Origin of the sequence: Aureimonas altamirensis, assembly GCF_023702225.1 — a bacterium.
Taxonomy (GTDB): Bacteria; Pseudomonadota; Alphaproteobacteria; order Rhizobiales; family Rhizobiaceae; genus Aureimonas; species Aureimonas altamirensis_B.
Genome location: NZ_JAMQCO010000008.1, coordinates 124509 through 147796, shown reverse-complemented (window position 1 = coordinate 147796; position 23288 = coordinate 124509). Strand labels below are relative to the sequence as shown.

The window sequence follows — 23288 nt, the reverse complement described above, 5'->3', positions numbered from 1 at the left end:
TCAGGCCTCCGGTCGCAGCGAACGGGCAAAGGCGGCGGCTTCGGCAAGGCGCGCCGGGTCCAGCCCGGCGCGATAGCCAAGCCGGTCGAGCCGACCGCAAACGGCGATCGTATCGACATTGCCTTTCGCACCCGGTGCATAGGGGCAGCCTCCGAGCCCGGCGAGGGAGGCATCGAAGACGCGAAGCCCGCGGGCAAGACTCGCCTCGATGTTGTCCAGCGCGCGCCCGTTGGTGTCGTGGTAGTGGCCGGCCAGAAGATGCGCCGGCACGCGCGGCAGCACGGCATCGAGCATGGCGCCCACCGTATCCGGCGTGCCCGCGCCGATCGTATCGCCGAGGCTGACCTCGTAGCAGCCGAGCGCCAGAAGCTTGCCCGCCAGATCGGCGACCGAGGATGGCTCGACCGGCCCGGAATAGGGGCAGGCCACCACGCAGGATATGTAGCCGCGGACCGGCAGGCCGACCTTTCGCGCGCGTTCGACGACCGGTGCGAACCGCTCGATGCTTTCGGCGATGCCGCAGTTGATATTGGCCTTGGAGAAAGCCTCCGAAGCCGACCCGAAGATGGCCACCTCGTCGGCTCCGGCCTCGATGGCCCCTTCCAGGCCCTTTTCGTTGGGAGTCAGCGCGGCGTAGCGCGTGCCGGGGCGGCGGTCTATTCCCGCCAGGACTTCGGCCGCGTCGGCCATCTGCGGCACCCAGCGGGGCGAAACGAAGCTTGCCGCCTCGATCCGCGCGAAGCCGCAGGCCGACGCCATGTCCACCAGCCGGATCTTGTCGGCCGTCGGTACGGTGCGTCTTTCGTTTTGCAACCCGTCGCGCGGGCTCATTTCCACGATCGTCACATGGGTCATGCGGCATCGTCCTCCTGCAGGCGCAGCAGCACCATGCCGTCATCGGCCCTGTCGCCGACGCAGACGAAGACGGCTTCGACGATGCCGTCGCGCGGGGCGGTCAAGGTGTGTTCCATCTTCATCGCCTCCACCACGATCAGCGCCGCGCCGCGCTCCACCGCCTGCCCCGGCACGGCGGATACGACGCGGACCGTGCCCGGCATCGGCGACAGGACGACGCCCGCGCCGTCCGCCGGCCCCTCGGCAAGTCCCGGTTGCGGGCGCGTCGCCACATAGGTTTCTCCGTCGATGAACAGCGTTGCCGTCCACCCGCTGCGTCGCCAGCCGAAGCGGCGGGCGGTCCCGTCGATCCGAACCAGCGGTTCCGGCCCCCGCTCGACGATCTCGACCGTGTGGGCGCCTTCGTCCTGCAGGAGGCGATAGTGCGCGCCGCCGCCTTCGGCCCGCAGGTCCACGGTGCGCCCGTCGATCTCCACACGGATCGGCATGACCGCCGTTCCGAAGATGCGGAAACCGTCGAGTGTGTTCCAGGGGCCGGCCGAGGCGGCGGGGACGGCAAAGCGGTCCTGCAACACCATGGCTGCCAGCGCATAGGCCAGGGCAGGCGCCTTCTCCGGCGGAAGCAGCGACGGCAGGACCCGTTCGATCAGGCCGGTGTCCATCGAACCGGACCTGAAGTCCGGCTCGGCGATCAGCTTTTCGAGGAAGGCGACATTGTTGGCGAGCCCGCAGATGCGGGTCTTCCGCAAGGATGCGCGCAGCCTGCCCAATGCAGCCTCGCGGCTGTCTCCATGGGCGGTCAGCTTGGCGATCATCGGGTCGTAATGGGGTGTCACCGCATCGCCCTGCCGGACGCCGCTGTCGACGCGCACACCGTCCGGAAACTCCAGGCAGTCGAGCGTCCCGGTGGCCGGAAGAAAGCCCCTGGCGGGGTTTTCGGCGTAGATCCGCGCCTCTACCGCATGCCCCCGGATGGCGATCTCCTCCTGCGCCAGCGGGAGCGCCTCGCCGGCGGCGATGCGGATCTGCCATTCCACGAGATCCAGCCCGGTGATGGCTTCCGTGACCGGATGCTCCACCTGCAGGCGCGTGTTCATCTCCATGAACCAGAAGCGGTCGGGACGCAGCCCCTCGGACCCGTCGACGATGAACTCGACGGTACCTGCGCCGCGATAGGCGATGGCGCGCGCGGCACGCACCGCGGCCGCGCCCATGGCCTCGCGCATCTCGCTCGTCATGCCGGGGGCGGGAGCTTCCTCGATCACCTTCTGGTGGCGTCGCTGCAGGGAGCAGTCCCGCTCGAACAGATGGACCGCGTTGCCGTGCGTATCCCCGAAGACCTGAATTTCGATATGCCTCGGCCGCTGGACATACTTCTCGATCAGGCAGGCCGGATCGCCGAAGGCGGATTGCGCCTCGCGCCGTGCCCCGTCCAGCGCCGCGGCGAAATCGTCCGGGCGGTCGACGCGCCGCATGCCCTTGCCGCCGCCGCCGGCCCGCGCCTTGACGAGGACGGGAAAGCCGATGCGCGCCGCCTCAGCGGCCAGCATGTCGGCGTCCTGGGCCTGCCCGTGATAGCCGGGCACGACCGGCACGCCGGCCTGCTCCATGAGCCTCTTGGCGGCGTCCTTCAGGCCCATGGCGCGGATGGCCCGCGCGTCGGGCCCGACGAAGGTGATGCCGGCGGCCTCGACTGCCTCCACGAAATCGGGATTCTCCGACAGGAAGCCGTAGCCAGGGTGGATCGCGCCTGCCCCGGTGGCCGCTGCGGCCTCGATGATGGCGTCGGCCCGCAGATAGCTTTCCGCCGCCGCCGCGGGGCCGATGCGCACGGCCTTTGCCGCCAGCCGCACATGCGGCGCGCTCGCATCGGCGTCGGAATGCACCGCCACCGTGGCGAGGCCCATGCGCCGGGCCGTGCGGATGATGCGCACGGCGATCTCGCCGCGATTGGCGATCAGGATCGTATCGAACATGATGCTCTCCCTCACATCCGGAACAGGCCGAAGCGCGTATCGACAACGGGCGCATTCAGCGCCGTCGCCAGCGAGAGGCCAAGCACGTCGCGGCTTTTTGCCGGATCCACGATGCCGTCATCCCACAGGCGCGACGTGGCGTAGAGCGGATGGCTCTGCCGCTCGAAAAGGTCGATCGTGGGGCGCTTGAACTCGGCTTCCGCCGCAAGGCTCCAGCTCTGGCCCTTGCGCTCCATGGCTTCGCGGCGCACCGTGGCGAGCACGCCGGCCGCCTGCTCGCCGCCCATCACGGCAATGCGCGCATTGGGCCAGCTCCACAGAAAGCGGGGCGAAAAGGCGCGCCCGCACATGCCGTAGTTTCCAGCGCCGTAAGAGCCGCCGACGATCATCGTGATCTTCGGAACGGAGGTGCTGGACACGGCGGTGACGAGCTTCGCCCCATGCTTGGCGATGCCGCCCGCCTCGTAGGCCCGGCCCACCATGAAGCCGGTGATGTTCTGCAGGAACAGCAGCGGTATCTTCCGCTGGGAGCACAATTCGATGAAATGCGCGCCCTTCATCGCGCTTTCCGAGAACAGCACCCCGTTATTGGCCAGGATGCCGACGGGCATGCCGTGGATATGGGCGAAGCCGCAAACCAGCGTCTCGCCATAGAGCCGCTTGAACTCGTCGAAGCGGGAGCCGTCGACGATGCGGGCGATCACCTCCCGGATGTCGTAGGGGGTGCGCGCATCGGCGGGTACGATGCCGGGCAACTCGGCCGGATCGTAGAGCGGCGCCTCGACCGGCAGGCATTCGGCATGGCAGGCAGGCCGGCCGTTCATCGCCGCGATGGCGGCCCGCGCCAGCGACAGCGCATGCTCGTCGTTCTCGGCAAGATGATCGACGACGCCCGACAGCCGGGCATGCGTCATGCCGCCGCCGAGATCCTCGGCGGAGACGACCTCACCCGTGGCCTGGCGTACCAGCGGCGGTCCGGCCAGGAAGATGGTGCCCTGGTCGCGGACGATGATGGTCTCGTCGCTCATGGCGGGGATATAGGCGCCGCCTGCGGTGCACGAGCCCATCACCACGGCCACCTGCTTGAGGCCGCGCGCCGACAGGTTGGCCTGGTTGTAGAAGATGCGGCCGAAATGGTCGCGATCCGGGAAGACCTCGTCCTGGTTGGGCAGGTTCGCGCCGCCCGAATCCACCAGGTAGACGCACGGCAGCTCGTTTTCCGAAGCGATCTCCTGCGCTCGCAGGTGCTTCTTGACCGTCAGCGGATAATAGGTGCCGCCCTTCACCGTGGCATCGTTGCAGACCACCATCGTCGGGCGTCCCGACACGCGGCCGACGCCGCAGATCAGGCCGGCGCCCGGCACGGCATCGTCATACTGGCCATTGGCGGCCAGAAGCCCGATTTCCAGAAAGGGCGAGCCGGGGTCGAGCAACCGGTCCACCCGCTCGCGCGGGAGAAGCTTGCCCCGTGCGACATGGCGCTGGCGGGCGGCTTCGCCGCCGCCGGCCAAAACGCGGTCGGCCACCTGCCTGACGGCGTCGAGCTGTCCGTCCATCGCCGCCCGGTTGGCGGCGAACGGTTCGGAGCGCGGCGACAGCGATGAGGCGATGGTGGCCATCACTCGGTTTCCCTGAACAATTCGCGGCCGATCAGCATGCGGCGGATTTCCGAGGTGCCGGCCCCGATCTCGTAAAGCTTGGCATCGCGAAGCAGGCGGCCCGTGGCATACTCGCTGATGTAGCCGTTGCCGCCCAGGGCCTGGATGGCCTGCAGGGCCATCTGCGTCGCCGCCTCCGCGCTGTAGAGGATGCATCCGGCGGCGTCCTTGCGGCTCGTCTCGCCGCGGTCGGCCGCCTGCGCCACCGTATAGACATAGGCGCGGGCCGCGTTGGCCGTCACATACATGTCGGCCAGCTTGCCCTGCATGAGCTGGAACGCGCCGATGGGCTGGCCGAACTGCTTGCGCTCGTGGACATAGGGAACCACGATGTCGAGGCAGGCGGACATGATGCCCAGCGGGCCGGCCGCCAGCACGATACGCTCGTAATCCAGCCCGCTCATCAGAACCTTGACCCCGCCGCCGACGGAGCCGAGCACGTTGTGGGCAGGCACGACGCAGTTCTCGAAGACGAGTTCGCAGGTGTTGGAGCCACGCATGCCCAGCTTGTCCAGCTTTTGCGCCGTGGAGAACCCCGCCATTCCCTTCTCGACCAGGAAAGCGGTGATGCCGCGCGGCCCGGCCTCCGGATCGGTCCTGGCATAGACGACGAGGGTCGATGCATCCGGTCCGTTGGTGATCCACATCTTGGTGCCGTTGAGCACGTAGGCGTCGCCTTGCCGCTCGGCGCGCAGACGCATCGACACGACGTCCGAGCCGGAGCCGCTTTCCGACATGGCCAATGCGCCGACATGCTCGCCGCTGATGAGCTTCGGAAGATAGGTCCGCTTCTGCTCTTCCGTGCCGTTGCGCCGGATCTGGTTGACGCAGAGGTTGGAATGCGCGCCGTAGGACAGGCCGACGGATGCCGACGCCCGGCTGATCTCTTCCACCGCCACGCAATGGGCCAGGTAGCCGAGGCCGGAACCGCCGTACTCTTCCTCGACCGTCAGCCCGAGCAGGCCGAGAGCGCCCAACTCGGTCCACAGCTCGTTCGGGAATGTGTTGGTGCGGTCGATCTCCTCTGCGCGCGGCGCGATCCGCTCCTGTGCGAAGCGCCGCACCATATCGCGCAGGGCCGCGATATCCTCGCCATGGCCGAATTGCAGTCCGCCCTCATACATGTGCACTGTCCTCCCGAATGTGCCGGCCGCTGCCGGAGAGGGCCGACAGGCCCACGCTCCGACGCGCCATGTCGACGTAGATCGATTCGATGTCCGCGATCGCCAGCCGCCCGCCGGCGCGGAACCATGTCGTCACGCCGGTCAGCATGGCGATCAGCGCGCGCGTCGCCACGGCTTCGTCTTCGACCGCGAAGAGCCCGCGCCCGTCGGCGAGGATGGCCCGAAGCCGGCCCTCATAGCTGCGGCGCAGGCCCTCCACCGCGGCAAAGTTTGCCGGCTCGAGATTGCGCAGTTCCATGTAGGCGATGAAGACGGCGTCGGGCCGCTCGAAATGGTAGCGGATGTGGAAACGCGCGAAGGCCGTCAGCCGTGCCTCGGCCGGCGCGCCGTGCGGTTCCGCCTCCGTCCAGGCGGCGAGCAACTCTTCCATGTGCCGCACGAGAAGGTCGCGCAGGATGTCCTGCTTGGTCGGAAAATGATTGTAGAGGCCGCCGACCCTTATCCCCACGGCCTCGGCGATGTCGCGCATCGATACTGCCGCATAGCCGCGCGCCGCGAACAGGCGCTCGGCCTCCTTGCGGATCGTGGACGCAGTCTGGAGCCCCTTCAGATACGACACGCGCAGAACCAAAAATGATCGTTCGTTCATAATATCAGGGACATCGTGACTGTCAATCCTGGCCGGACGCCTTAGTCTATCCGCAACAAGGAAGGGATGCAGATCCATGGACCAGACGTCGTCGCACGGAACCGGTACGCTCTCCCAGGCCGAGCTGTCGTTGATCGATCGCTACTGGCGGGCCGCCAACTACCTGTCGGTCGGGCAGATCTACCTGCTGGACAATCCACTCCTGAAGGAGCCGCTGACCGCCGACCACGTCAAGGCACGGCTTCTGGGCCACTGGGGTACGACCCCGGGCCTTAACTTCATCTATGTCCATCTCAACCGCATCATCGCCCGCCGGGACGAGGAAATCCTCTATGTCTGCGGGCCGGGCCATGGCGGGCCCGGCATGGTCGCCAACACCTATCTGGAAGGTGTCTACAGCGAGGTCTATCCGGACGTGCCGGAGACGGAAGCCGGCATCCGCAAGCTGTTCCGGCAGTTCTCCTTTCCCGGCGGCATCCCCAGCCACGCCGCGCCGGAGACCCCCGGCTCGATCCATGAGGGCGGCGAACTCGGATACGCCCTCCTGCATGCCTTCGGCGCCGCCTTCGACAACCCGGACCTGGTGGTTGCCTGCGTCATCGGCGACGGCGAGGCGGAGACAGGGCCCCTTTCGGGTTCGTGGCAGTCGGCCAGGTTCCTGAACCCCGCCCGCGATGGCGCGGTGCTGCCCATCCTGCATCTCAACGGCTACAAGATCGCCAATCCGACGGTGATGGGCCGGATGGACGATGCCGACATCGCCAGGATGTTCGAAGGGTTCGGCTATCGTCCGATCTTCGTCTGCGGCGAGGAGCACGCGCCCATGCACCAGGCCATGGCGGCGGCGCTGGACACGTGCTTCGACGCGATCGCCGAGATCCGGCAAAAAGCGCGCGACGGCTCCGCGACCGGCCCCGCGCACTGGCCGATGATCGTGCTGCGCAGCCCCAAGGGGTGGACCGGCCCCAAGGAGGTCGACGGGCTGAAGGTGGAAGGCTTCTGGCGCTCGCATCAGGTTCCGCTGTCCAACGTCAAGAAGAATGCGGAGCATCTGAAACTGCTGGAGCAGTGGATGCAGTCCTACGAGCCGCAGACCCTGTTCGACGATACGGGCCGGCTGGTGCCGGAACTTCGGGAGATCGCGCCCAGGGGAGACCGCCGAATGGGCGCCGTGCCGGTGGCCAACGGCGGCAAGCTGCGCCGGGAACTGGCGATGCCGGACTATCGCGACCTCGCCGTCGACGTTCCACGGCCCGGCGCGGTCACGGCCGAGGCTACCCGTGTCATGGGCACGCTCATACGCGAGGTCGCGCGCCTGAACGCCGATGCGAAGAATTTTCGCCTGTTCGGTCCGGACGAAACGGCGTCGAACCGGCTGGATGCCGTGTTCGACGTGACGGACCGGGCGTGGATGGAACAGCTCAAGCCTTATGACGTCCATCTGGCCCCGGAGGGCCGGGTCATGGAGATCCTGTCCGAGCATTGCTGCCAGGGCTGGCTCGAAGGATATCTCCTGACCGGACGCCACGGGCTGTTTTCCTGCTACGAGGCCTTTATCCACATCGTCGACTCGATGTTCAACCAGCATGCCAAATGGCTGAAGGTGTCGCGCGAACTGGAGTGGCGCGCGCCGATCTCCTCGCTCAACTATCTCCTGACCAGCCATGTCTGGCGGCAGGACCATAACGGGTTCAGCCATCAGGACCCCGGTTTCGTCGATCTCGTGGCAAACAAGAAGGCCGACATCGTCCGTATCTATCTGCCGCCGGACGCCAACACGCTTCTGTGGGTCACGGATCACTGCCTGCGGACCTACGACCGGATCAACGTCATCGTTGCCGGCAAGCAGCCGGCGCCGCAATGGCTTTCCATGGATGCGGCGGTGCGCCATTGCGAGGCGGGGATCGGCATCTGGGACTGGGCCGGGACCGAGGATGGCGGCGAGCCGGATGTGGTGATGGCCTCTGCCGGCGACGTCCCGACGATGGAATCGCTGGCGGCGGTGGATCTCTTGCGGCAGCATGTGCCCGGCCTGAAGATCCGCGTCGTCAACGTGGTGGACCTGATGGCGCTGCAACCCAGTTCGGACCATCCGCATGGGCTGGCGGACGAAGATTTCGACGCCCTGTTCACGAAGGGCAAGCCGGTCATCTTCGCCTATCACGGCTATCCCTACCTCATCCATCGCCTGACCTATGCGCGGACGAACCACGCCAATATGCATGTGCGCGGTTTCGTGGAAGAGGGGACGACGACGACGCCCTTCGACATGGTGGTGATGAACGGGCTGGACCGGTTTCACCTGGCGCTCGAGGCGATCCGCCGCGTGCCTGGCCTTGCCGATCGTGCATCCGGCGCGGTGGAGACCTTCAAGCGCAAACTCGAGGAGCACCATCGCTATACGCGGGAGTACGGCGAGGACATGCCGGAGATCGCAGAGTGGGGCTGGTCTTACGACACCGCCGCCCGGACGGGGGACTGACCGGATCGAAGCCTAACTGTGCGCTAGTCTTCCGAGGCGTCTATCGTCATCGATGGGGATCAGTCGCACCGGGCGCGTGTTCCCCCAGGACCAGAGGACGATGTTGAGGTCTTCGGGGCCAGCCCCCGGGGCGAAGCTACGGATCAGTATGCCGGCATAGCCCGTGGCGTGAAGCGCCCGGGCAATCATCTGCGAAGGAGCGATGCCATCCCTTCGCATCGCCTCCCGCCAGCCTGCGTCCGAGAGAAGATCGAGATCGACCGTCTCATCATGCAGTGCCTGTCTGTTTCGCGTATCGATGATCGGCTCGATATCCGCTTCATAGGCGACGATCGTCACCGGCTGGAATGATCCGACCTGATTGACCTCCCGCAAGACGGTCGGTATCGAAAGCGAGAGATAGAGAGCGGGCATGCCCCTGGGGTTCAGGCGCCCGCCATAGGCCTCGGCGCCTTTGCCTGACAACGGCTCATGTGCATAGATCGGGTTGATGGCCCTGTAGAGCGTGCCGCGAAAACGCATGAAGCTCAGGCAAAGATTCCGGCATCGACTGCGTCGATATAGTTCAGTACCTCGTCTGCACGCCCCTGACGAACCAGTTGCATGGCCGTCTGCCCCGAAAAGCCCGAAAGCGGTTCGGATCGATACCACGCATAGGCGATCAAAGCCGACCCGAATCTCGGTTCGACCTTGTTCAAGACCTCGACCATCTCCCTGAGCCGACGTTGCGTGCGGTCGGATGCGAGCCTGTCTTTTCGCTGGACAGCATCGCGGCCCAGGCCCGCAGAGTTCGCCAGTTCATCCTTGCTTGTGCGCAACGTCATAGCGATGCGAGCCGGGGCAAACAGTCCATTTTCAGACAGATGGGCAAGATTCATGATGATGCCTCTATTACTGACGTCAATATGCGTCAGACGAAGCGGCATATCAAGGCATCAGAACGCGAACACGTGATGCTCGATCCGGCCGTCGAACATCTGCATCAACTCGGACGTCACCCCCCGGCTCTCGAAGCGGACGGGCGCTTCGAGAGCCTGCGCCAGCGCCTCGGGATCCGGAAAGACCATGGACAGCGCCAGCGGGATCGGCCCCGCGCCTTCGTCACGCGCCGTCTCGAACTGGATGCGAAGGTCTACCAGCCCAGGAAAGGTGAGCCAGAGCGGCTTCAGCCGATCCTGCACGAAGGCACGGAACTCGGCCTCGCGTCCGGCGGCGATGGTGCCACGAAAGAATGCCTGGCGAACGATCATGCGGTGTGTGTCTCCCGGATCCTGTCGGCATTGACCGACGTGCGCGGTGTGCGCCCGGCAAAATGATCGGCCAGGTTTGCCAGCACCAGCCGTCCCATATCCTCGCGGGTGGCAAGTGTGGCGCTGCCCTGGTGCGGCGCCAGCACGACGTTTTCGAGGCCCGCGAAGGCGGGATCGATCGTCGGCTCGTTGCGGAACACGTCGAGCCCCGCCGCGGCGATCGTGCCCTGCTGCAGCGCATGCAGCAGCGCGGTTTCGTCCACGACATTGCCGCGGGCGACGTTGACGAGGATGCCTTCGGGACCGAGCGCCGCCAGCACGGCGGCGGAAACGATGCTCTCCGTCTGCGGGGTCGCGGCGACGGCAACGACCAGTATGTCGGCCTCCGCGGCAAGCCGTTCCGGCGTATCGACTGCAGTCCAGCCTGCCGGCATTTCGGCGGGCGAGCGGTTCCAGTATAGGATCTCGGCATCGAAAGCCTCGGCGCGCCTTGCGATGGCACGTCCGATCTGCCCGAGGCCCAGGATACCCAGCCTGCGACCGCCCAGCCGGCTTCCCAGGGGCAATTGTCCGCCGGCGGCCCAGCGCCCCTGACGCACCAGCCGGTCGCCCTCGACGATCCGCCGCATCACCGCCAGCAGCAGGGCCATAGCCATGTCCGCGATGTCGCCGGTCAATACGCCGGGCGTGGTCGACACGTGAATGCCGCGCCGGGCGGTTTCGGCAAGATCGACCTTGTCTGTCCCGACGCCATTGATGGCGACGAGGCCGAGCGCCGGCAGTCGGGCGACCCAGTCGGCGGACAATCCGGTGCCGCCGCCGGTAACGGCGGCGCGGATGGCGCCGAGTTCCGACTGGATCCGGGTCTTCAGCGAAGCGTCGTACAGGCGATGCACGGTGTAGGCGGCGTCGAGTTCGCGCTCGATGGCGTCCATCATCGGCTCGACCAGAAGAATGGCGGGTTTCATGGCAGGTCTCAGTGGGAAATCTGGCCGAGGAAGGTGCGGGTGCGTTCTTCCCGGGGGTTGTCGAAGAAGGTGTCGGGCGTGCCGATCTCGACGATCTCGCCCTTGTCCATGAAGATGATGCGGTCGGCCACCTGCCGCGCGAAGCCCATCTCGTGCGTTACGCAGAGCATCGTCATGCCTTCGTTGGCAAGGTCGATCATCGTATCCAGCACCTCCTTGACCATCTCGGGGTCGAGGGCGGAGGTGGGCTCGTCGAACAGCATGATGCGCGGGTTCATGCACAGCGCGCGGGCGATGGCCACGCGCTGCTGCTGACCGCCCGAAAGCTGCGCCGGATATTTGTCGGCCTGCTCCGGTATACGCACCCGCGCCAGGTATTTGCGGGCGATCTCCTCTGCCTCGGCACGCTTGGTGCCGCGCACCTTCATGGGCGCGAGGATGCAGTTCTCGAGGACCGTCATGTGCGGAAAGAGATTGAACTGCTGGAACACCATGCCGACGTCGCGGCGGATGGCCTCGACGTTCTTCGGCCCGGCGGTCAGCTCGATTCCGTCCACGACGATCTTGCCGGAGCGTACGGGCTCGAGCTGGTTGATGCAGCGGATGAGGGTCGACTTGCCCGATCCGGACGGCCCGCACAACACGATCTTCTCGCCCCTGGCGACATCGAGGTTGATGTCTTTCAGGGCATGGAAATCGCCGTAATATTTTTCGACATGCTCCATGACGACCGCCAGGGAGGCGGTGTCCGGCCCGCTTTCGTCAGTCATGATCCGATCCTCCCCGGCGGCATCCGCCACGATTATTCCGAAGCCTGTGCGATGAAGTCGGGCAGCGGCTGCTGGAGCCACTTTTCGTGGATCTCGTTCAACGAACCGTCTTCCTTCTTGCGCTTGATGAAGTCGTTCACATAGGCAAGGAATTCATCCGACCCCTTGCGCGTGGCGATGCCCTGCACCTGCTGGCGCAGGCTGAACTTCTCGTCGAAGCGGTCGGGCGCCGTCTGCTGGATCTGGGCGATCACGACGTTGGAGACGCCGATCAGCGGCACCTGCCCCGACAGGAGAGCCTGTACGGCGGACGCATCGTCGTCGAAGCGCTGGATCGTGGTGCCCTCCGGTGCGATGGCCGTGACGGCGACATCCTGAGTCGAGGCGCGGGCGACGCCGATATTCTTGCCGGCCAGGGCCGCGGCATCCGGCACCGCCACCTGCTTGTCGCCGAAGACGAAGATCTCGATGCCCGCGTAAGGCTGCGAGAAGTCGACCTGCTGCGCGCGCTCCGGCGAGATGCCGAGCGAGGCGACGAGCACGTCGACCTGGCCGGACAGAAGATAGGGAATGCGGTTCGGCCCCGTCACCGGAACGATGTTCACGTCGACGCCGAGGTCTTCCGCCAGAAGCTTGGAAACGTCTGCGTCGTAGCCGTCGGGCTGGCCGTTGAGGTCGAGGATGCCGAAGGGCGGAAAATCCACCAGCATGCCGATATTGACGGTGCCCCGCTGCTTGATTTCGTCCACCGTCTGCGCCTTGGCCGGCGCCAGCGCCGTGGTGCATGCGATCAGCGCGGCGAAACCGGCCGCGACGGTCTTGGCGACCATGTTCATAAGATACCTCCCGGGTTGGTTCGGCCCGGCGCCTGCCGGGCCCGACTGCAAAAGGGTCAGCGCTTGGCCATCGCGGCGTAACGCCCTTCCATGCGCTTCGCCAGGATCGACAACGGCCAGCACAGGAAGAAGTAGATGAGCGCGACGAGCCCGTAGACCTTGAAGGGCGAGAAGGTCGCGTTGTTGACGATCTGTCCGGCGCGCATCAATTCGACGAAGCCGATGATGGAGGCGAGCGACGTCCCCTTGATGAGCTGCACAAGGAAGCCGACCGTCGGAGCCACCGCGATACGCGCTGCCTGTGGCAGGACCACCGATTGCATCCTGTCGAAATAGGAAAGGCCGAGCGCCCAGCTCGCCTCGCTCTGCCCTTCCGGGACGGCCTCGATGCAGCCGCGCCAGATTTCCCCAAGGAAGGCGGAGGCGTGCAGCGTCAGCGCGATCGCGGCCGCCGTCCACGGGCCGAGGCCGACGCCGAGCATGCGCAGGCCGAAATAGGTGAGAAAGAGCTGCATCAGCAGCGGCGTGCCCTGGAACAGCCGGATGAAGGCCAGCGCCGGAACGTTCAAGAGGCGGCTTCTTGATACGCGCGCCAGTGCGACCAGCAGCCCGCCGACGGCCCCGCCCGCAAAGGCGACGGCGGAAAGGGCCAGCGTCCACTGGATGGCTGTAAAGATGAACCAGGCTTCGTTGATGCCGAAGGGGCGGATCATGGCGGCGTCCTCCTCAGCGGCTCAGCGGATAGTTGAAGGCGAGCCGCTGCACGAGGCTGAACAACCCCGAGAAGGCGAGCGACAACAGAAGATAGATTCCGGTGATCACCAGATAGACCTCGAAGGCGGTGAAGGTCTGCGACTGGATGTCGTTGCCCGCCGCCGCGAGGTCGGTCGCCGAGATAACGGAAACGACGCTGGTGTTCAGCATCAGGTAGATGAACTGGCTGGTGAGTGCAGGATAGACCGTGCGCAGAGCCGGCTTGATGACGATGTATCGGAAGATCTGCGGCCGCGAGAGGCCGAGCGCGACCCCGGCTTCGACCTGCCCCTTCTGGATGGATTCGATGCCGGCGCGGATGATCTCGGTGGCATAGGCGCCGACATTGACGACAAGCGCCACCAGCGCCGCCGTATTGGGCGAAAAGCGTATGCCGAGCGACGGCAGGGCGAAGTAGATGAAGAAGATCTGCACCAGGAAGGGCGTATTGCGGATGACCTCGATGTAGAGATCGATCGCCCAGCGCAGCGGCCGTGGCCCGGCCAGCTTGCCGACCGCGCAGGCGATGGAAACCACAAGGCCGACGACCATGGCCCAGAAGGACAGCTGCACCGTCGTCCAGGCGCCGGCCAGAAGCCGGTCCATGTTGTCGAATACGGGCCCGAAATTGAGCTGATACACCGCTTCCTCCCCAGCGAAGCCAGATTATGGGCGGTCTCCCAACCGCGCCGGCCGTCGCCTTGTCAGATCGATGGTCGACCATCGTTCGTTAGATCGATCTAACGAAGTTTTCCGTCTCCCGTCAAGCCGGGGCCGGTCCGCAGGACGGGCGCGGCACGAAGGCGGTCTCTTCAAGCCGCGCTCTCGTCGGCGCTTCCGGTGCGGCAAGCCGCCGCAGGAAAAGTTCGCCGGCAGCCGATCCGATGCGGAAGGGAGAGGTTTCGACCGAGGCGAGGCCCGGCACCATCAGGTCGCATTCGGCGACATTGTCGATGCCGACCAGCGATACGTCCTGGCCGATGGCAAGGCCGAGATCCTGGAGGCCGCGATGAAGCCCCAGCGCGACGACGTCGTTGAAGCACAGGATGGCCGTCGGCGAGGCCGGCCGACGCATCAGGAAGGGGGCGCTTGCGCGTCCGTCCGCATGCGTGAGCGGTATGGAGATGATCAGGGAGGCGTCGAGGCCGGCCGCCTTCATGCCGGCGCGGAAACCCTGTATGCGCTCGCGCTGGACGCTATGGTCCATGTTGCCGGACACGAAGGCGATGCGCCTGTGGCCCAGGGCCACCAGCCGCTCCACGACATCCTTCGTCAGCACGGCGAAGTCGACGCCGGCAAAATCGCTGTCCGCCCCGTCCACCCTTCGCAGGATCTGCACGAGCGGGATGGCATTGGCCGTCAGCCGTTGCAGGGAGGCGCGCTCCGTCCGGTCGGCGGGGCAGACGATGAAGCCGTCGACGCCGTTCTCGCGCATTCGGTTGACGAAAAGATCCTGCCGCTCGGGATCTTCGTTGCAATTTCCCAGAAGGACGGAGAACCCCTGTGGCTCGACCTGCGATTCGACGCCGGCCAGAAGGGTGGCGAAGAACGGATTGGTCAGGTTGGGCAGGATCACGCCGATGGTCTGCGTACTCTGTGCACGCAGCCTTGCCGCATTGCGGTTGTAGACGTAGCCGAGGGCGTGCATCGCCGCCTCGACACGGCTTCGCGTGGCCGGTGTGATCGCCTTGCTGCCGCGCAGCACGAGCGATGCCGTCGCGCGGGAAACGCCCGCGTGGGCCGCTACGTCGACGAGCGTCGGAACGCGCCCGGCCTTGGATCTTTCACTCACCCGTCGCCTCCCGAACGATGGGACCGGCTGGCCTTCGCCAAGCGGTTGGATCGATCCAATCATACGCTCCATGCTGTGCAGGTAAAGTCGCTTTCGCGCACTGTCCACCGCCTTGATGATTTGGAACGGTTCCTGCATCTCGCCGGATCGTGACCTGGCGCTATCTTGAGATCACAAGACGGGGATCATCGGGCACGCATGCGAAAACGGGGACTGCACACTCTTGGCGTCTGCACGCTGACAGGCGCGATGCTGGCCGGCCTGAGCGGCTGCACCAGTCCGCAATCGACGTTCCTGTCGGCCGGAACCGAGTCCGAGGCCGTCAACGCCCTCTTCTTCTGGATGCTGGGTGGCGCGGTTCTGATCTGGCTCTTCGTCATGGGCATCAGCATCTATGCCACGCGAACGCATCCCGGCGCCCATCGTGAGCGCGCCGGCATCCGACTGATCGTGTGGGGCGGCGTCGCCTTTCCCGTCGTCACACTGACCCTTCTGCTCGCCTTCGGCCTGTGGCTCATGCCGGAATTGCGGCGCGAGGGCGACGGGATGCGGATCGCCGTTTCCGGTGAGCGGTTCTGGTGGCGGATCTTCTACGATACGCCGGCCGAGCCGGGCGTGCAGCGCGCCCTGCCGCGCGCCGGTGTGGAAAGCGCCAACGAGTTGTGGCTGCCGGTCGGCGTGCGTACGGAGCTCCTTCTCGGAAGCCCTGACGTGATCCACTCCTTCTGGGTGCCGGCGCTTGGCGGCAAGGTCGACATGATCCCCGGGCGGGTCAACCGCCTTGTGCTGGAGCCGACCCGCGAAGGCGTCTTCAACGGCGTCTGCGCCGAATTCTGCGGCACGGCCCATGCGCAGATGGCGTTTCGCGTCAGGGTCGTCTCGCAGGATGCCTTCGCCGCCTATGTCGAGGCGCAGGGCCGGCCGGCCGACGCGGCCGGGGGCGCCGGCCAGGACGCCTTCATGGCCAATGGGTGCGGCGCCTGCCACGCGGTGCGCGGCACGCAGGCCGAAGGCGGCGTCGGGCCGGACCTGACCCATGTCGGCGGACGCAGCATGCTGGGGGCGGGAACGCTGGAGATGAGCGCCGACAATCTGGCCGCCTTCATCGCCGCGCCGGACCACGTCAAGCAGGGCGTGGAGATGCCGGCCTTCGGCATGATCCCGCGCGGCGAGGTGGTGGCCATCGCGCAATGGCTGGAGGGCCTCGAGTGAGCGAAACGGCCGCCATCCCGCCTGCCTCCACACGCGACCAGAACGATCCGGACGTCCGCAAGGGCCAGGAAAAGCGGTTGATCTCGACCTGGGAGACGCCGCCCGGCTGGCGCTACTGGTCCGACGTCAACAACACGACGGTCGGTGTCTGGTATACGGCAACGGCCTTCGCCTTCCTGCTGTTCGCGGGCGTGCTGGGCCTGATGATCCGGGTGCAGCTTGCCGTGCCGGAAAACGACTTCCTGACGGCGGCTTTCTACAACCAGGTCTACACGCTGCACGGAACGGTGATGATGTTCCTGTTCGCGGTGCCGATCTTCGAGGCGGTGGCGATCATCCTCCTGCCGCAGATGCTCGGGGCCCGAGACCTTCCGTTCCCACGTCTGTCGGCCTTCGGTTACTGGTGCTTCCTCATCGGCGGCATCTTCGTCTGCGGCTCGATCTTCTTCGATTCCGCTCCCGATTCCGGCTGGTTCATGTATCCGCCGCTGACGACGCAGGAGCGGTTCACGCCAGGCTATGGCGCGGATATCTGGCTGCTCGGCCTTTCCTTCATCGAGGTGGCGTCCATCGCGGCCGCCGTGGAACTGATCGTCGGTACGTTGAAATGCCGTCCGCCCGGCATGAAGCTCAACCTCATGCCTCCCTACGCCTGGTACGTTCTGGTGGTGGCGGCGATGATCCTGTTCGCCTTTCCGCCGCTGATCGCCGGCGACATCCTGTTCGAGATGGAGCGCCTCTTCGACTGGCCCTTCTTCGACCCCGAGCGCGGCGGCGACCCCCTGCTGTGGCAGCACCTGTTCTGGATCTTCGGACATCCGGAAGTCTACATCATCTTCCTGCCGTCCATCGCGCTCTTCGCGATGATCATTCCCACCTTCGCGCAGCGTCCGCTGCTGGGCTATTCATGGATCGTGCTGGCGGCGGTTGGCACGGGCTTCCTGTCCTTCGGCCTGTGGGCCCACCACATGTTCACCACCGGCCTTCCGGCCATCTCGCTGGGCTTCTTTTCCGCCGCCTCGGAGGCCGTGGCCATTCCGACCGGCGTGCAGATCTTCGTCTTCCTCGCCACCTGCCTGACGGGGCGCGTCATCTACAGCGTACCCATGCTGTTCGTGTCGGGCGCGCTGGCCGTATTCGTCCTCGGCGGGCTCACCGGCGTCATGGTGGCGCTGGCCCCCTTCGACTGGCAGGCGCACGACACCTATTTCATCGTGGCGCACCTGCATTACGTCATCATCGGCGGCGTCCTCTTCCCCATTATCGCCGGCCTCTACTACTACTGGCCCATCGTCTCCTCGCGACGCCTGTCGAACCGCGCCGGCAAGTGGGCTTTCTGGCTGATGTTCATCGGCTTCAACACCGCCTTCTTCCCGATGCACTTCTCGGGCCTGATCGGCATGCCCCGGCGCATCTGGACCTATCCGGCAGGGATCGACCTCGATCTGCCGAACCTCGTTTCCACCGTCGGCGCGTTCGTCTTCGCGGCAGGGTTCCTGATCGTCGTCGCCGACGTCCTGCGTCCGCGCAAAGGGCCTCTGGCCGACCGCAACGTCTGGAACGCCGGCACGCTGGAATGGGCTGGCGAGGTGCCGGACCAGCCCTGGGGCGTACGCTCCGTCCCGATCATCTCGTCGCGCTACCCCATCTGGGACCAGCCGAATTTCATCGACGACATCGACAAGGGGCGGTTCTACCTTCCCGATGCGGAGGAGGGGAAGCGCGAGACCATCGTGACGACCGTGCTCGATGCCGAGCCGGTGCAGTGCCTGCGCGTGCCGGGGCCTTCCTTCGTGCCGATGATCGCCGCCGGCTTCCTCGGCGCCAGCTTCATCGCGGCCACCTTCCATTGGTGGTGGTGGATGTTCGGTGCGCTGTTCCTGGCCGTCGCCGCCATCATCCACTGGCTTTGGCGCGCCACAAGCGTGATCCCGGAAAAGGACGAGAAGGATGTCGGTCTCGGACTTTCCCTGCCGATCTACGTGTCCGGTCCCCATTCCGTTTCGTGGTGGGCGATGTTCATCACCATGCTGGGCGACATGACGGCCTTCCTGTCGCTGGTGTTCGGTTATTTCTTCTACTTCACCGTCCACGAGCAGTTTCCCGCGCCGGAACTTGAGGGGCCGGGCGCCCTGTGGCCGGGCATCTCGCTGGTCCTGTTCCTGATGGCCTTCGGCGCTGCGATCCTGTCGCATCTGCGGCTTCGGTCCGGAGCCCTGTCCGCGGCCCGCCTGCTCCTGGCGGCCGGCATCGTGCTGGTGCTGGCGGCTGCCGCCGCGCTGCTGTACGGCCCGTACGTGACCGGAATGGCGCCCCGAGCCCATGTCTATCCGGCCATCGTCTGGCTGCTCGCCATCTGGACGGCCCTTCACGGCGCGGTCGGCGCGCTGATGCTGGGCTTCTGCCTGGCCGGCACGCTGACGGGCCGTCTGACACCGCGCTACGACATCGACCTTGCCAATGTCCGGCTGTATTTCCACTTTCTGGCGGCGACGGCGTTGATCACGGTCGCGACGCTGGTGCTGGTGCCGCTGGCCGGGGGAGTAGCGTGATGGCGGTCGGCAATCGCACGCGCGACAATCTATGGACGCTGATCGCGACGCCGACCATCTGGGCGGTGCACTTCCTGGTTTGCTATGTCGCGGCTGCGTGGCGCTGCGCACCCAATGTCGAGGTGTTCGAACCCATCGGCGGCGTCCGGGTGCTGATCCTCGTCCTGACCGTCGCGGCCCTTGCCGGTTGCGGCATCATCGGCTGGAGGGCGATCTCCGAGTGGCGCGCCAATGGTGGCTCCGTGCCGCATGACGGAGATTCGGCCGACGTGCGCGAGCGCTTCCTCGAGTTTTCCTCGTTCCTGCTGGCTGGCCTGTCCTTCCTGGGTGTCGTCTTCACCGCGCTGCCGGCCCTGATGATCGTGGATTGCCGATGAACGTGTCCGTGACCCTGACATGGAAGCGCCTGCTCCTGGCCGGGATCGCGGCGGCCTTCGCGGCGCTCGCCGTCGGCTGGTCGGGCTTCGTGTCCATCGCCGCCAATACCGGGCATTACGCGCCGGTAGCCTGGTTCCTGCACTGGACCATGGGCAATGCCGTGGACACGCAGTCCATCGGCATCTCGGTTCCGGAGGGCGTGAGCCTGTCGGACCCTGCGCTGATCCGGCGCGGGGCAGGACATTTCCAGACGAACTGCGCCACCTGCCATGGCGCGCCGGGGCAACCGCAATCCGCCGCCATGACGGCGATGATGCCGCCGCCACCGCCCCTTGGCGACGCGGTCGGCGCGTGGCGCGACCGGGAGCTGTTCTGGATCGTCCGGCACGGCATCAAATATTCCGGAATGCCGGCATGGACGACGCAGTCGCGGCCCGACGAGGTCTGGGCCATGGTGGCCTTCCTGCGCACGCTTCCGACGCTGGAAGAGGAGGGCTACCGGGCGCTCGCCTTCGGTGAGGCGCCGCCGGCCGGCACGAGCCCCGGCGGGAATCCGTTCGAAACGGCGCTGGCCGACTGTGCCCGCTGCCATGGCACGGATGGGGCGGGACAGCCGCCGGCCGGCTCCGTGCCGGTGATCGCCGGCCAGTCTTCGGCGTATCTTCTGGCCAACCTCCGGGCATTCGCGGCCGGCAGCCGCGACAGCGGCATCATGGAACCGGCAGCCAGCATCCACGAAGACGCGATGCTGGCGCGGCTGGCCGACTGGTATGCGGGGCAGACGCCGCCGGTGCGGGACGCGGCCGCCTCCTTCGACAGACCCTTCGGCGCCACGGTCGGCGAGGAGGGCAAGGCCCGTCTGCCGCGCGGCAGCGTCGCGGAGGACCGCACGCTGGAAGTGCAATTGACCGACGACACGGTGCATGTCGCTTCCGCCTTCGGCCCGCCCTACGAGGCGGAGGGCCTTGCCGAACTGGGGCGGACGATCGCCGAGTCCGGCCTGCCGGATCGCAAGATCGCCGCCTGCGAATCCTGCCACGGCGCCGCCGTGCGCGCCGCCAACCCCAACTATCCGTATCTGTCCGGGCAGCCCGAATGGTATCTCGCCGCGCAACTGGAGCTCTGGAAGCACCGCGACCGCGATGGCGGGCCGCATGCCCATGTGATGGAACCGATCGCCGTCTCCATGACGCAGGAGCAGATCGACGCGGTGTCGCTGTGGTACGCCCTCCAGCTGCCGGGACGTTGACGGAATTCGGGCGCGCCACGGTGGCGCGGCGCGGGTCGAATCAGCTATCCCTTGGGTTGAAGGGCGAACGGCAGGGACTGCCCCGCCCGGACCATCCATGAACGAGGATCGCCCGAATGCAGTCACGTGCCGCCGTCGCCTGGGAGGCGAACAAGCCCCTGACCATCGAAACCGTCGAGATCGGCGGGCCGAAGCCCGGGGAGGTCCTCGTCGAGATCATGGCGACGGGCGTCTGCCACACCGATGCCTATACGCTTTCGGGACTGGATTCCGAAGGCAAGTTTCCGGCGATCCTGGGGCATGAAGGCGCCGGCATCGTACGCGAGGTGGGCGCCGGCGTGACCAGCGTGAAGCCCGGCGACCATGTGATCCCGCTCTATACGCCGGAATGCCGGCAGTGCAAGACGTGCCTGTCGCGCCGATCCAACCTGTGCACGTCCATCCGCGCCACCCAGGGCCAGGGCGTGATGCCGGACGGGACGTCGCGCTTCGCCTGCCATGGCGGCGAAGTGTTCCACTATATGGGCTGCTCCACCTTCTCCAATTTCACCGTGCTGCCCGAGATCGCGGTCGCGAAGGTGCGCGAGGACGCCCCCTTCGACAAGATCTGCTATATCGGCTGCGGCGTCACCACAGGTATCGGCGCCGTCATCTACACGGCCAAGGTGTGGCCGGGCGCCAATGTGGTGGTGTTCGGGCTCGGCGGCATCGGCCTCAACGTCCTGCAGGCCGCCCGCATGGTGGGCGCGGACCGCATCATCGGCGTGGACCTCAACCCCGGCAAGGAAGAGATGGCGCGCAAGTTCGGCATGACGCACTTCGTCAATCCGGCCGAAATCGGCAACGACAAGGTGGTGCAGGCCATCCAGGACCTGACCGATGGCGGGGCGGACTTCTCGTTCGACGCGACAGGCAACGTCAATGTGATGCGCCAGGCTCTGGAATGCTGTCACCGCGGCTGGGGCGAATCCATCATCATCGGCGTGGCCGAGGCCGGCAAGGAAATCGCGACGCGGCCCTTCCAGCTCGTCACCGGCCGCGTCTGGAAAGGTACGGCCTTCGGCGGCGCGCGCGGCCGGACCGATGTGCCGAAGATCGTGGACTGGTACATGGAGGGCAAGATCAACATCGACGACCTGATCACCCACACGATGCCGCTCGACGAAATCAACACCGCCTTCGATTTGATGCATGAGGGCAAGTCGATCCGCTCCGTCGTCCTATATTGACGGCTGGCCCCGGCCGCCGCTTGCCGGCCGGGGCCCAATCAACGGAAACGACAGACAAGGAATGTTCGCAATGGATCTGGTGTCGACGTCGAGGGCGCATGGCGGAACGCAAGGGGTGTATCGCCACCAGTCCCGCACCACGGACTGCGAGATGACGTTCGCGGTGTTCGTGCCGGAGCACGCGCCGGGCGAGAAACTGCCCGTCCTGACTTACCTTTCCGGGCTGACCTGCACGCATCAGAATGCGATGGACAAAGGAGAATTCCGGCGCGCGGCGGCCGAGCACAGGTTGATCGTCGTAATGCCGGACACGAGCCCGCGCGGGCCGAACGTACCGGACGAGGCGGACAACTGGCAGATGGGGTCGGGCGCCGGCTTCTACGTCGACGCGACACAAGCGCCGTGGCGCGACAATTACCGCATGTACTCGTACGTCGTGGATGAATTGCCGTCGCTGGTTGCCGTCAACTTCGCCGCGGACGTTGCGCGGCATGGCATCTTCGGCCATTCCATGGGCGGCCACGGCGCCATGACGATCGCCCTCAGGAACCCCGAGCTCTATCGAAGCTGCAGCGCCTTCGCCCCGATCGTCCACCCGACGACCGCGGACTGGTCGCGGCCGGCACTGGAAAAATATCTCGGCCACGACGCCATGGCGTGGCGGCAGTACGATACGTGCCTGCTGATCGAGGACGGCAAGCGGTTTCCGGAGTTTCTAGTGGACCAGGGCACGGCGGACCAGTTCCTCGATACGGGACTGAAGCCCAATATCCTGAAGGCAGCATGCGAGAAGGCCGGTATTCCGCTGACGCTGAACATGCGCGAGGGGTACGACCACTCCTACAACTTCATATCCACCTTCATGGACGACCATATCGCCTGGCATGCCGCGCGGCTGAACAGCTGACGATGTGATGCCATGCCGCGCGACAGGCGCGGCATGGCGCTTGCGATACCGTCAGGCGGCCGGCGTCAGCGTCACCGACGTACCGGTGGCCGCCGCATTCAGGCCGAGCTGGCCGCTGACGCTGATCGTCTGCAACTGGATCGAGCCGGCGGTGCCGCCTATCAGAAGATTGGCGCCGGCGCCCGCACCGAGGGTCGCCTCCACCGTGGCGCCCTGGTAGACGCCGCCGAGCGAGCCCCGGTGGTAGCCCGCTGTCGGCGCGAAGACGGCCCAGACGAGCTGCCCGCGCGTCGTGAATCCAAGGTCCACGCCCATCTTGCGCATGACGCCCGTATAGACCTCCGACGTCTGCGCACCGGTCGTCGACTGGAAGGTGCAATCCAGAGTCTTGGCCGATCCCAGGACGTAGCCGACGCCACCGCCGACGTCGCAGGTCAGGTAACCGATGCGCACGCCGTCGCGCTCGACCGCTTCGGGGTACGGTTCCGCCGGGGCATAGCCCCCGATATCGGCTGCGTTGGCGATGGTAGGGCCGAGAAGGGCGGCCTGGGCGAAGACGGCGGCAGCGAGAATGCGCTTCATGTCCAACTCCTGTTCGATCGTATGTCCCGCACGGCCAGGACGAGGTCTCGTGGGGATTCGATGCCA

22 protein-coding genes are annotated in these 23288 nt (G+C 66.2%); 7 read left to right on the top strand and 15 right to left on the bottom strand.

Annotation, left to right across the window (positions count from 1 at the left end; all coding sequences use genetic code 11):
- Genes NDN16_RS14600 through NDN16_RS14580 form a run of 5 tightly spaced genes read right to left on the bottom strand, consistent with a single transcriptional unit; the run spans window position 1 to window position 6232 of the window.
- Entirely contained in the window at window positions 1–855 is an 855-nt protein-coding gene (locus tag NDN16_RS14600; protein WP_251114199.1) for a hydroxymethylglutaryl-CoA lyase, read from the bottom strand.
- Window positions 852–2831: an acetyl/propionyl/methylcrotonyl-CoA carboxylase subunit alpha gene (locus tag NDN16_RS14595; protein ID WP_251114198.1), complete on the bottom strand. Its 1980-nt coding sequence runs from the start codon at window positions 2829–2831 to the stop codon at window positions 852–854. The genes NDN16_RS14600 and NDN16_RS14595 overlap by 4 nt, the downstream gene beginning before the upstream one ends.
- Window positions 2832–2842: 11 nt before the next feature.
- Entirely contained in the window at window positions 2843–4450 is a 1608-nt protein-coding gene (locus NDN16_RS14590) for a carboxyl transferase domain-containing protein (protein WP_251114197.1), read from the bottom strand.
- A complete protein-coding gene (locus NDN16_RS14585) occupies window positions 4450–5613 on the bottom strand; it encodes an isovaleryl-CoA dehydrogenase (RefSeq protein WP_251114196.1) in 1164 nt (387 codons plus the stop codon). The genes NDN16_RS14590 and NDN16_RS14585 overlap by 1 nt, the downstream gene beginning before the upstream one ends.
- Window positions 5606–6232 carry a TetR/AcrR family transcriptional regulator gene (locus tag NDN16_RS14580; RefSeq protein WP_251114195.1) on the bottom strand — a complete coding sequence of 209 codons (627 nt, stop codon included), beginning with the start codon at window positions 6230–6232 and terminating at the stop codon, window positions 5606–5608. Before NDN16_RS14580 ends, NDN16_RS14585 begins: the two co-directional genes overlap by 8 nt.
- Before the next feature lie 106 nt (window positions 6233–6338).
- On the opposite strand from NDN16_RS14580, the gene NDN16_RS14575 reads away from it, so the two are divergent.
- On the top strand, window positions 6339–8744 hold the full coding sequence (locus tag NDN16_RS14575; RefSeq protein WP_251114194.1) for a phosphoketolase family protein: 2406 nt from the start codon (window positions 6339–6341) through the stop codon (window positions 8742–8744).
- A gap of 12 nt (window positions 8745–8756) precedes the next feature.
- On the opposite strand, the gene NDN16_RS14570 is transcribed toward NDN16_RS14575, so the two are convergent.
- The 9 genes from NDN16_RS14570 to NDN16_RS14530 form a co-directional block, all read right to left on the bottom strand.
- The gene (locus NDN16_RS14570) at window positions 8757–9266 is read right to left on the bottom strand and encodes an RES family NAD+ phosphorylase (protein ID WP_251114193.1); all 510 of its coding nucleotides are present in this window, start codon (window positions 9264–9266) and stop codon (window positions 8757–8759) included.
- 5 nt (window positions 9267–9271) lie between these two features.
- Window positions 9272–9622: an antitoxin Xre/MbcA/ParS toxin-binding domain-containing protein gene (locus tag NDN16_RS14565; protein WP_251114311.1), complete on the bottom strand. Its 351-nt coding sequence runs from the start codon at window positions 9620–9622 to the stop codon at window positions 9272–9274.
- Between the two features lie 57 nt (window positions 9623–9679).
- A complete protein-coding gene (locus NDN16_RS14560) occupies window positions 9680–9994 on the bottom strand; it encodes a hypothetical protein (protein WP_251114192.1) in 315 nt (104 codons plus the stop codon).
- Window positions 9991–10962 (bottom strand): 2-hydroxyacid dehydrogenase, encoded by a 972-nt coding sequence (locus tag NDN16_RS14555; protein WP_251114191.1) that lies wholly within the window; start codon window positions 10960–10962, stop codon window positions 9991–9993. The genes NDN16_RS14560 and NDN16_RS14555 overlap by 4 nt, the downstream gene beginning before the upstream one ends.
- Window positions 10963–10970: 8 nt before the next feature.
- Window positions 10971–11732, bottom strand: a complete 762-nt coding sequence (locus NDN16_RS14550) for an amino acid ABC transporter ATP-binding protein (RefSeq protein ID WP_285292721.1) — start codon at window positions 11730–11732, stop codon at window positions 10971–10973.
- Between the two features lie 32 nt (window positions 11733–11764).
- Window positions 11765–12568 (bottom strand): transporter substrate-binding domain-containing protein, encoded by an 804-nt coding sequence (locus NDN16_RS14545; protein WP_435301107.1) that lies wholly within the window; start codon window positions 12566–12568, stop codon window positions 11765–11767.
- A 56-nt stretch (window positions 12569–12624) separates the two neighbouring features.
- Window positions 12625–13281 carry an amino acid ABC transporter permease gene (locus NDN16_RS14540; RefSeq protein ID WP_251114190.1) on the bottom strand — a complete coding sequence of 219 codons (657 nt, stop codon included), beginning with the start codon at window positions 13279–13281 and terminating at the stop codon, window positions 12625–12627.
- A gap of 13 nt (window positions 13282–13294) precedes the next feature.
- The gene (locus NDN16_RS14535) at window positions 13295–13963 is read right to left on the bottom strand and encodes an amino acid ABC transporter permease (protein ID WP_251114189.1); all 669 of its coding nucleotides are present in this window, start codon (window positions 13961–13963) and stop codon (window positions 13295–13297) included.
- 121 nt (window positions 13964–14084) lie between these two features.
- A complete protein-coding gene (locus NDN16_RS14530) occupies window positions 14085–15113 on the bottom strand; it encodes a LacI family DNA-binding transcriptional regulator (protein ID WP_251114188.1) in 1029 nt (342 codons plus the stop codon).
- A gap of 198 nt (window positions 15114–15311) precedes the next feature.
- On the opposite strand from NDN16_RS14530, the gene NDN16_RS14525 reads away from it, so the two are divergent.
- The 6 genes from NDN16_RS14525 (at window position 15312) to fghA (ending at window position 22640) form a co-directional block, all read left to right on the top strand.
- Complete coding sequence (locus NDN16_RS14525) at window positions 15312–16325, top strand: cytochrome c oxidase subunit II (RefSeq protein WP_251114187.1); 1014 nt, start codon at window positions 15312–15314, stop codon at window positions 16323–16325.
- A complete protein-coding gene (locus tag NDN16_RS14520) occupies window positions 16322–18877 on the top strand; it encodes a cbb3-type cytochrome c oxidase subunit I (RefSeq protein ID WP_251114186.1) in 2556 nt (851 codons plus the stop codon). The genes NDN16_RS14525 and NDN16_RS14520 overlap by 4 nt, the downstream gene beginning before the upstream one ends.
- Window positions 18877–19254: a hypothetical protein gene (locus NDN16_RS14515; protein ID WP_251114185.1), complete on the top strand. Its 378-nt coding sequence runs from the start codon at window positions 18877–18879 to the stop codon at window positions 19252–19254. The genes NDN16_RS14520 and NDN16_RS14515 overlap by 1 nt, the downstream gene beginning before the upstream one ends.
- Window positions 19251–20504: a c-type cytochrome gene (locus NDN16_RS14510; RefSeq protein WP_251114184.1), complete on the top strand. Its 1254-nt coding sequence runs from the start codon at window positions 19251–19253 to the stop codon at window positions 20502–20504. The genes NDN16_RS14515 and NDN16_RS14510 overlap by 4 nt, the downstream gene beginning before the upstream one ends.
- A 116-nt stretch (window positions 20505–20620) precedes the next feature.
- Window positions 20621–21733, top strand: coding sequence for an S-(hydroxymethyl)glutathione dehydrogenase/class III alcohol dehydrogenase (locus NDN16_RS14505; RefSeq protein WP_251114183.1), 1113 nt, complete (start codon window positions 20621–20623; stop codon window positions 21731–21733).
- 70 nt (window positions 21734–21803) lie between these two features.
- Window positions 21804–22640, top strand: coding sequence for an S-formylglutathione hydrolase (gene fghA / locus NDN16_RS14500; protein WP_251114182.1), 837 nt, complete (start codon window positions 21804–21806; stop codon window positions 22638–22640).
- A 51-nt stretch (window positions 22641–22691) separates the two neighbouring features.
- Here fghA and NDN16_RS14495 read toward each other — a convergent pair whose 3' ends face one another.
- A complete protein-coding gene (locus NDN16_RS14495; RefSeq protein WP_251114181.1) occupies window positions 22692–23222 on the bottom strand; it encodes a DUF992 domain-containing protein in 531 nt (176 codons plus the stop codon).
- Between the last annotated feature and the right edge of the window lie 66 nt (window positions 23223–23288).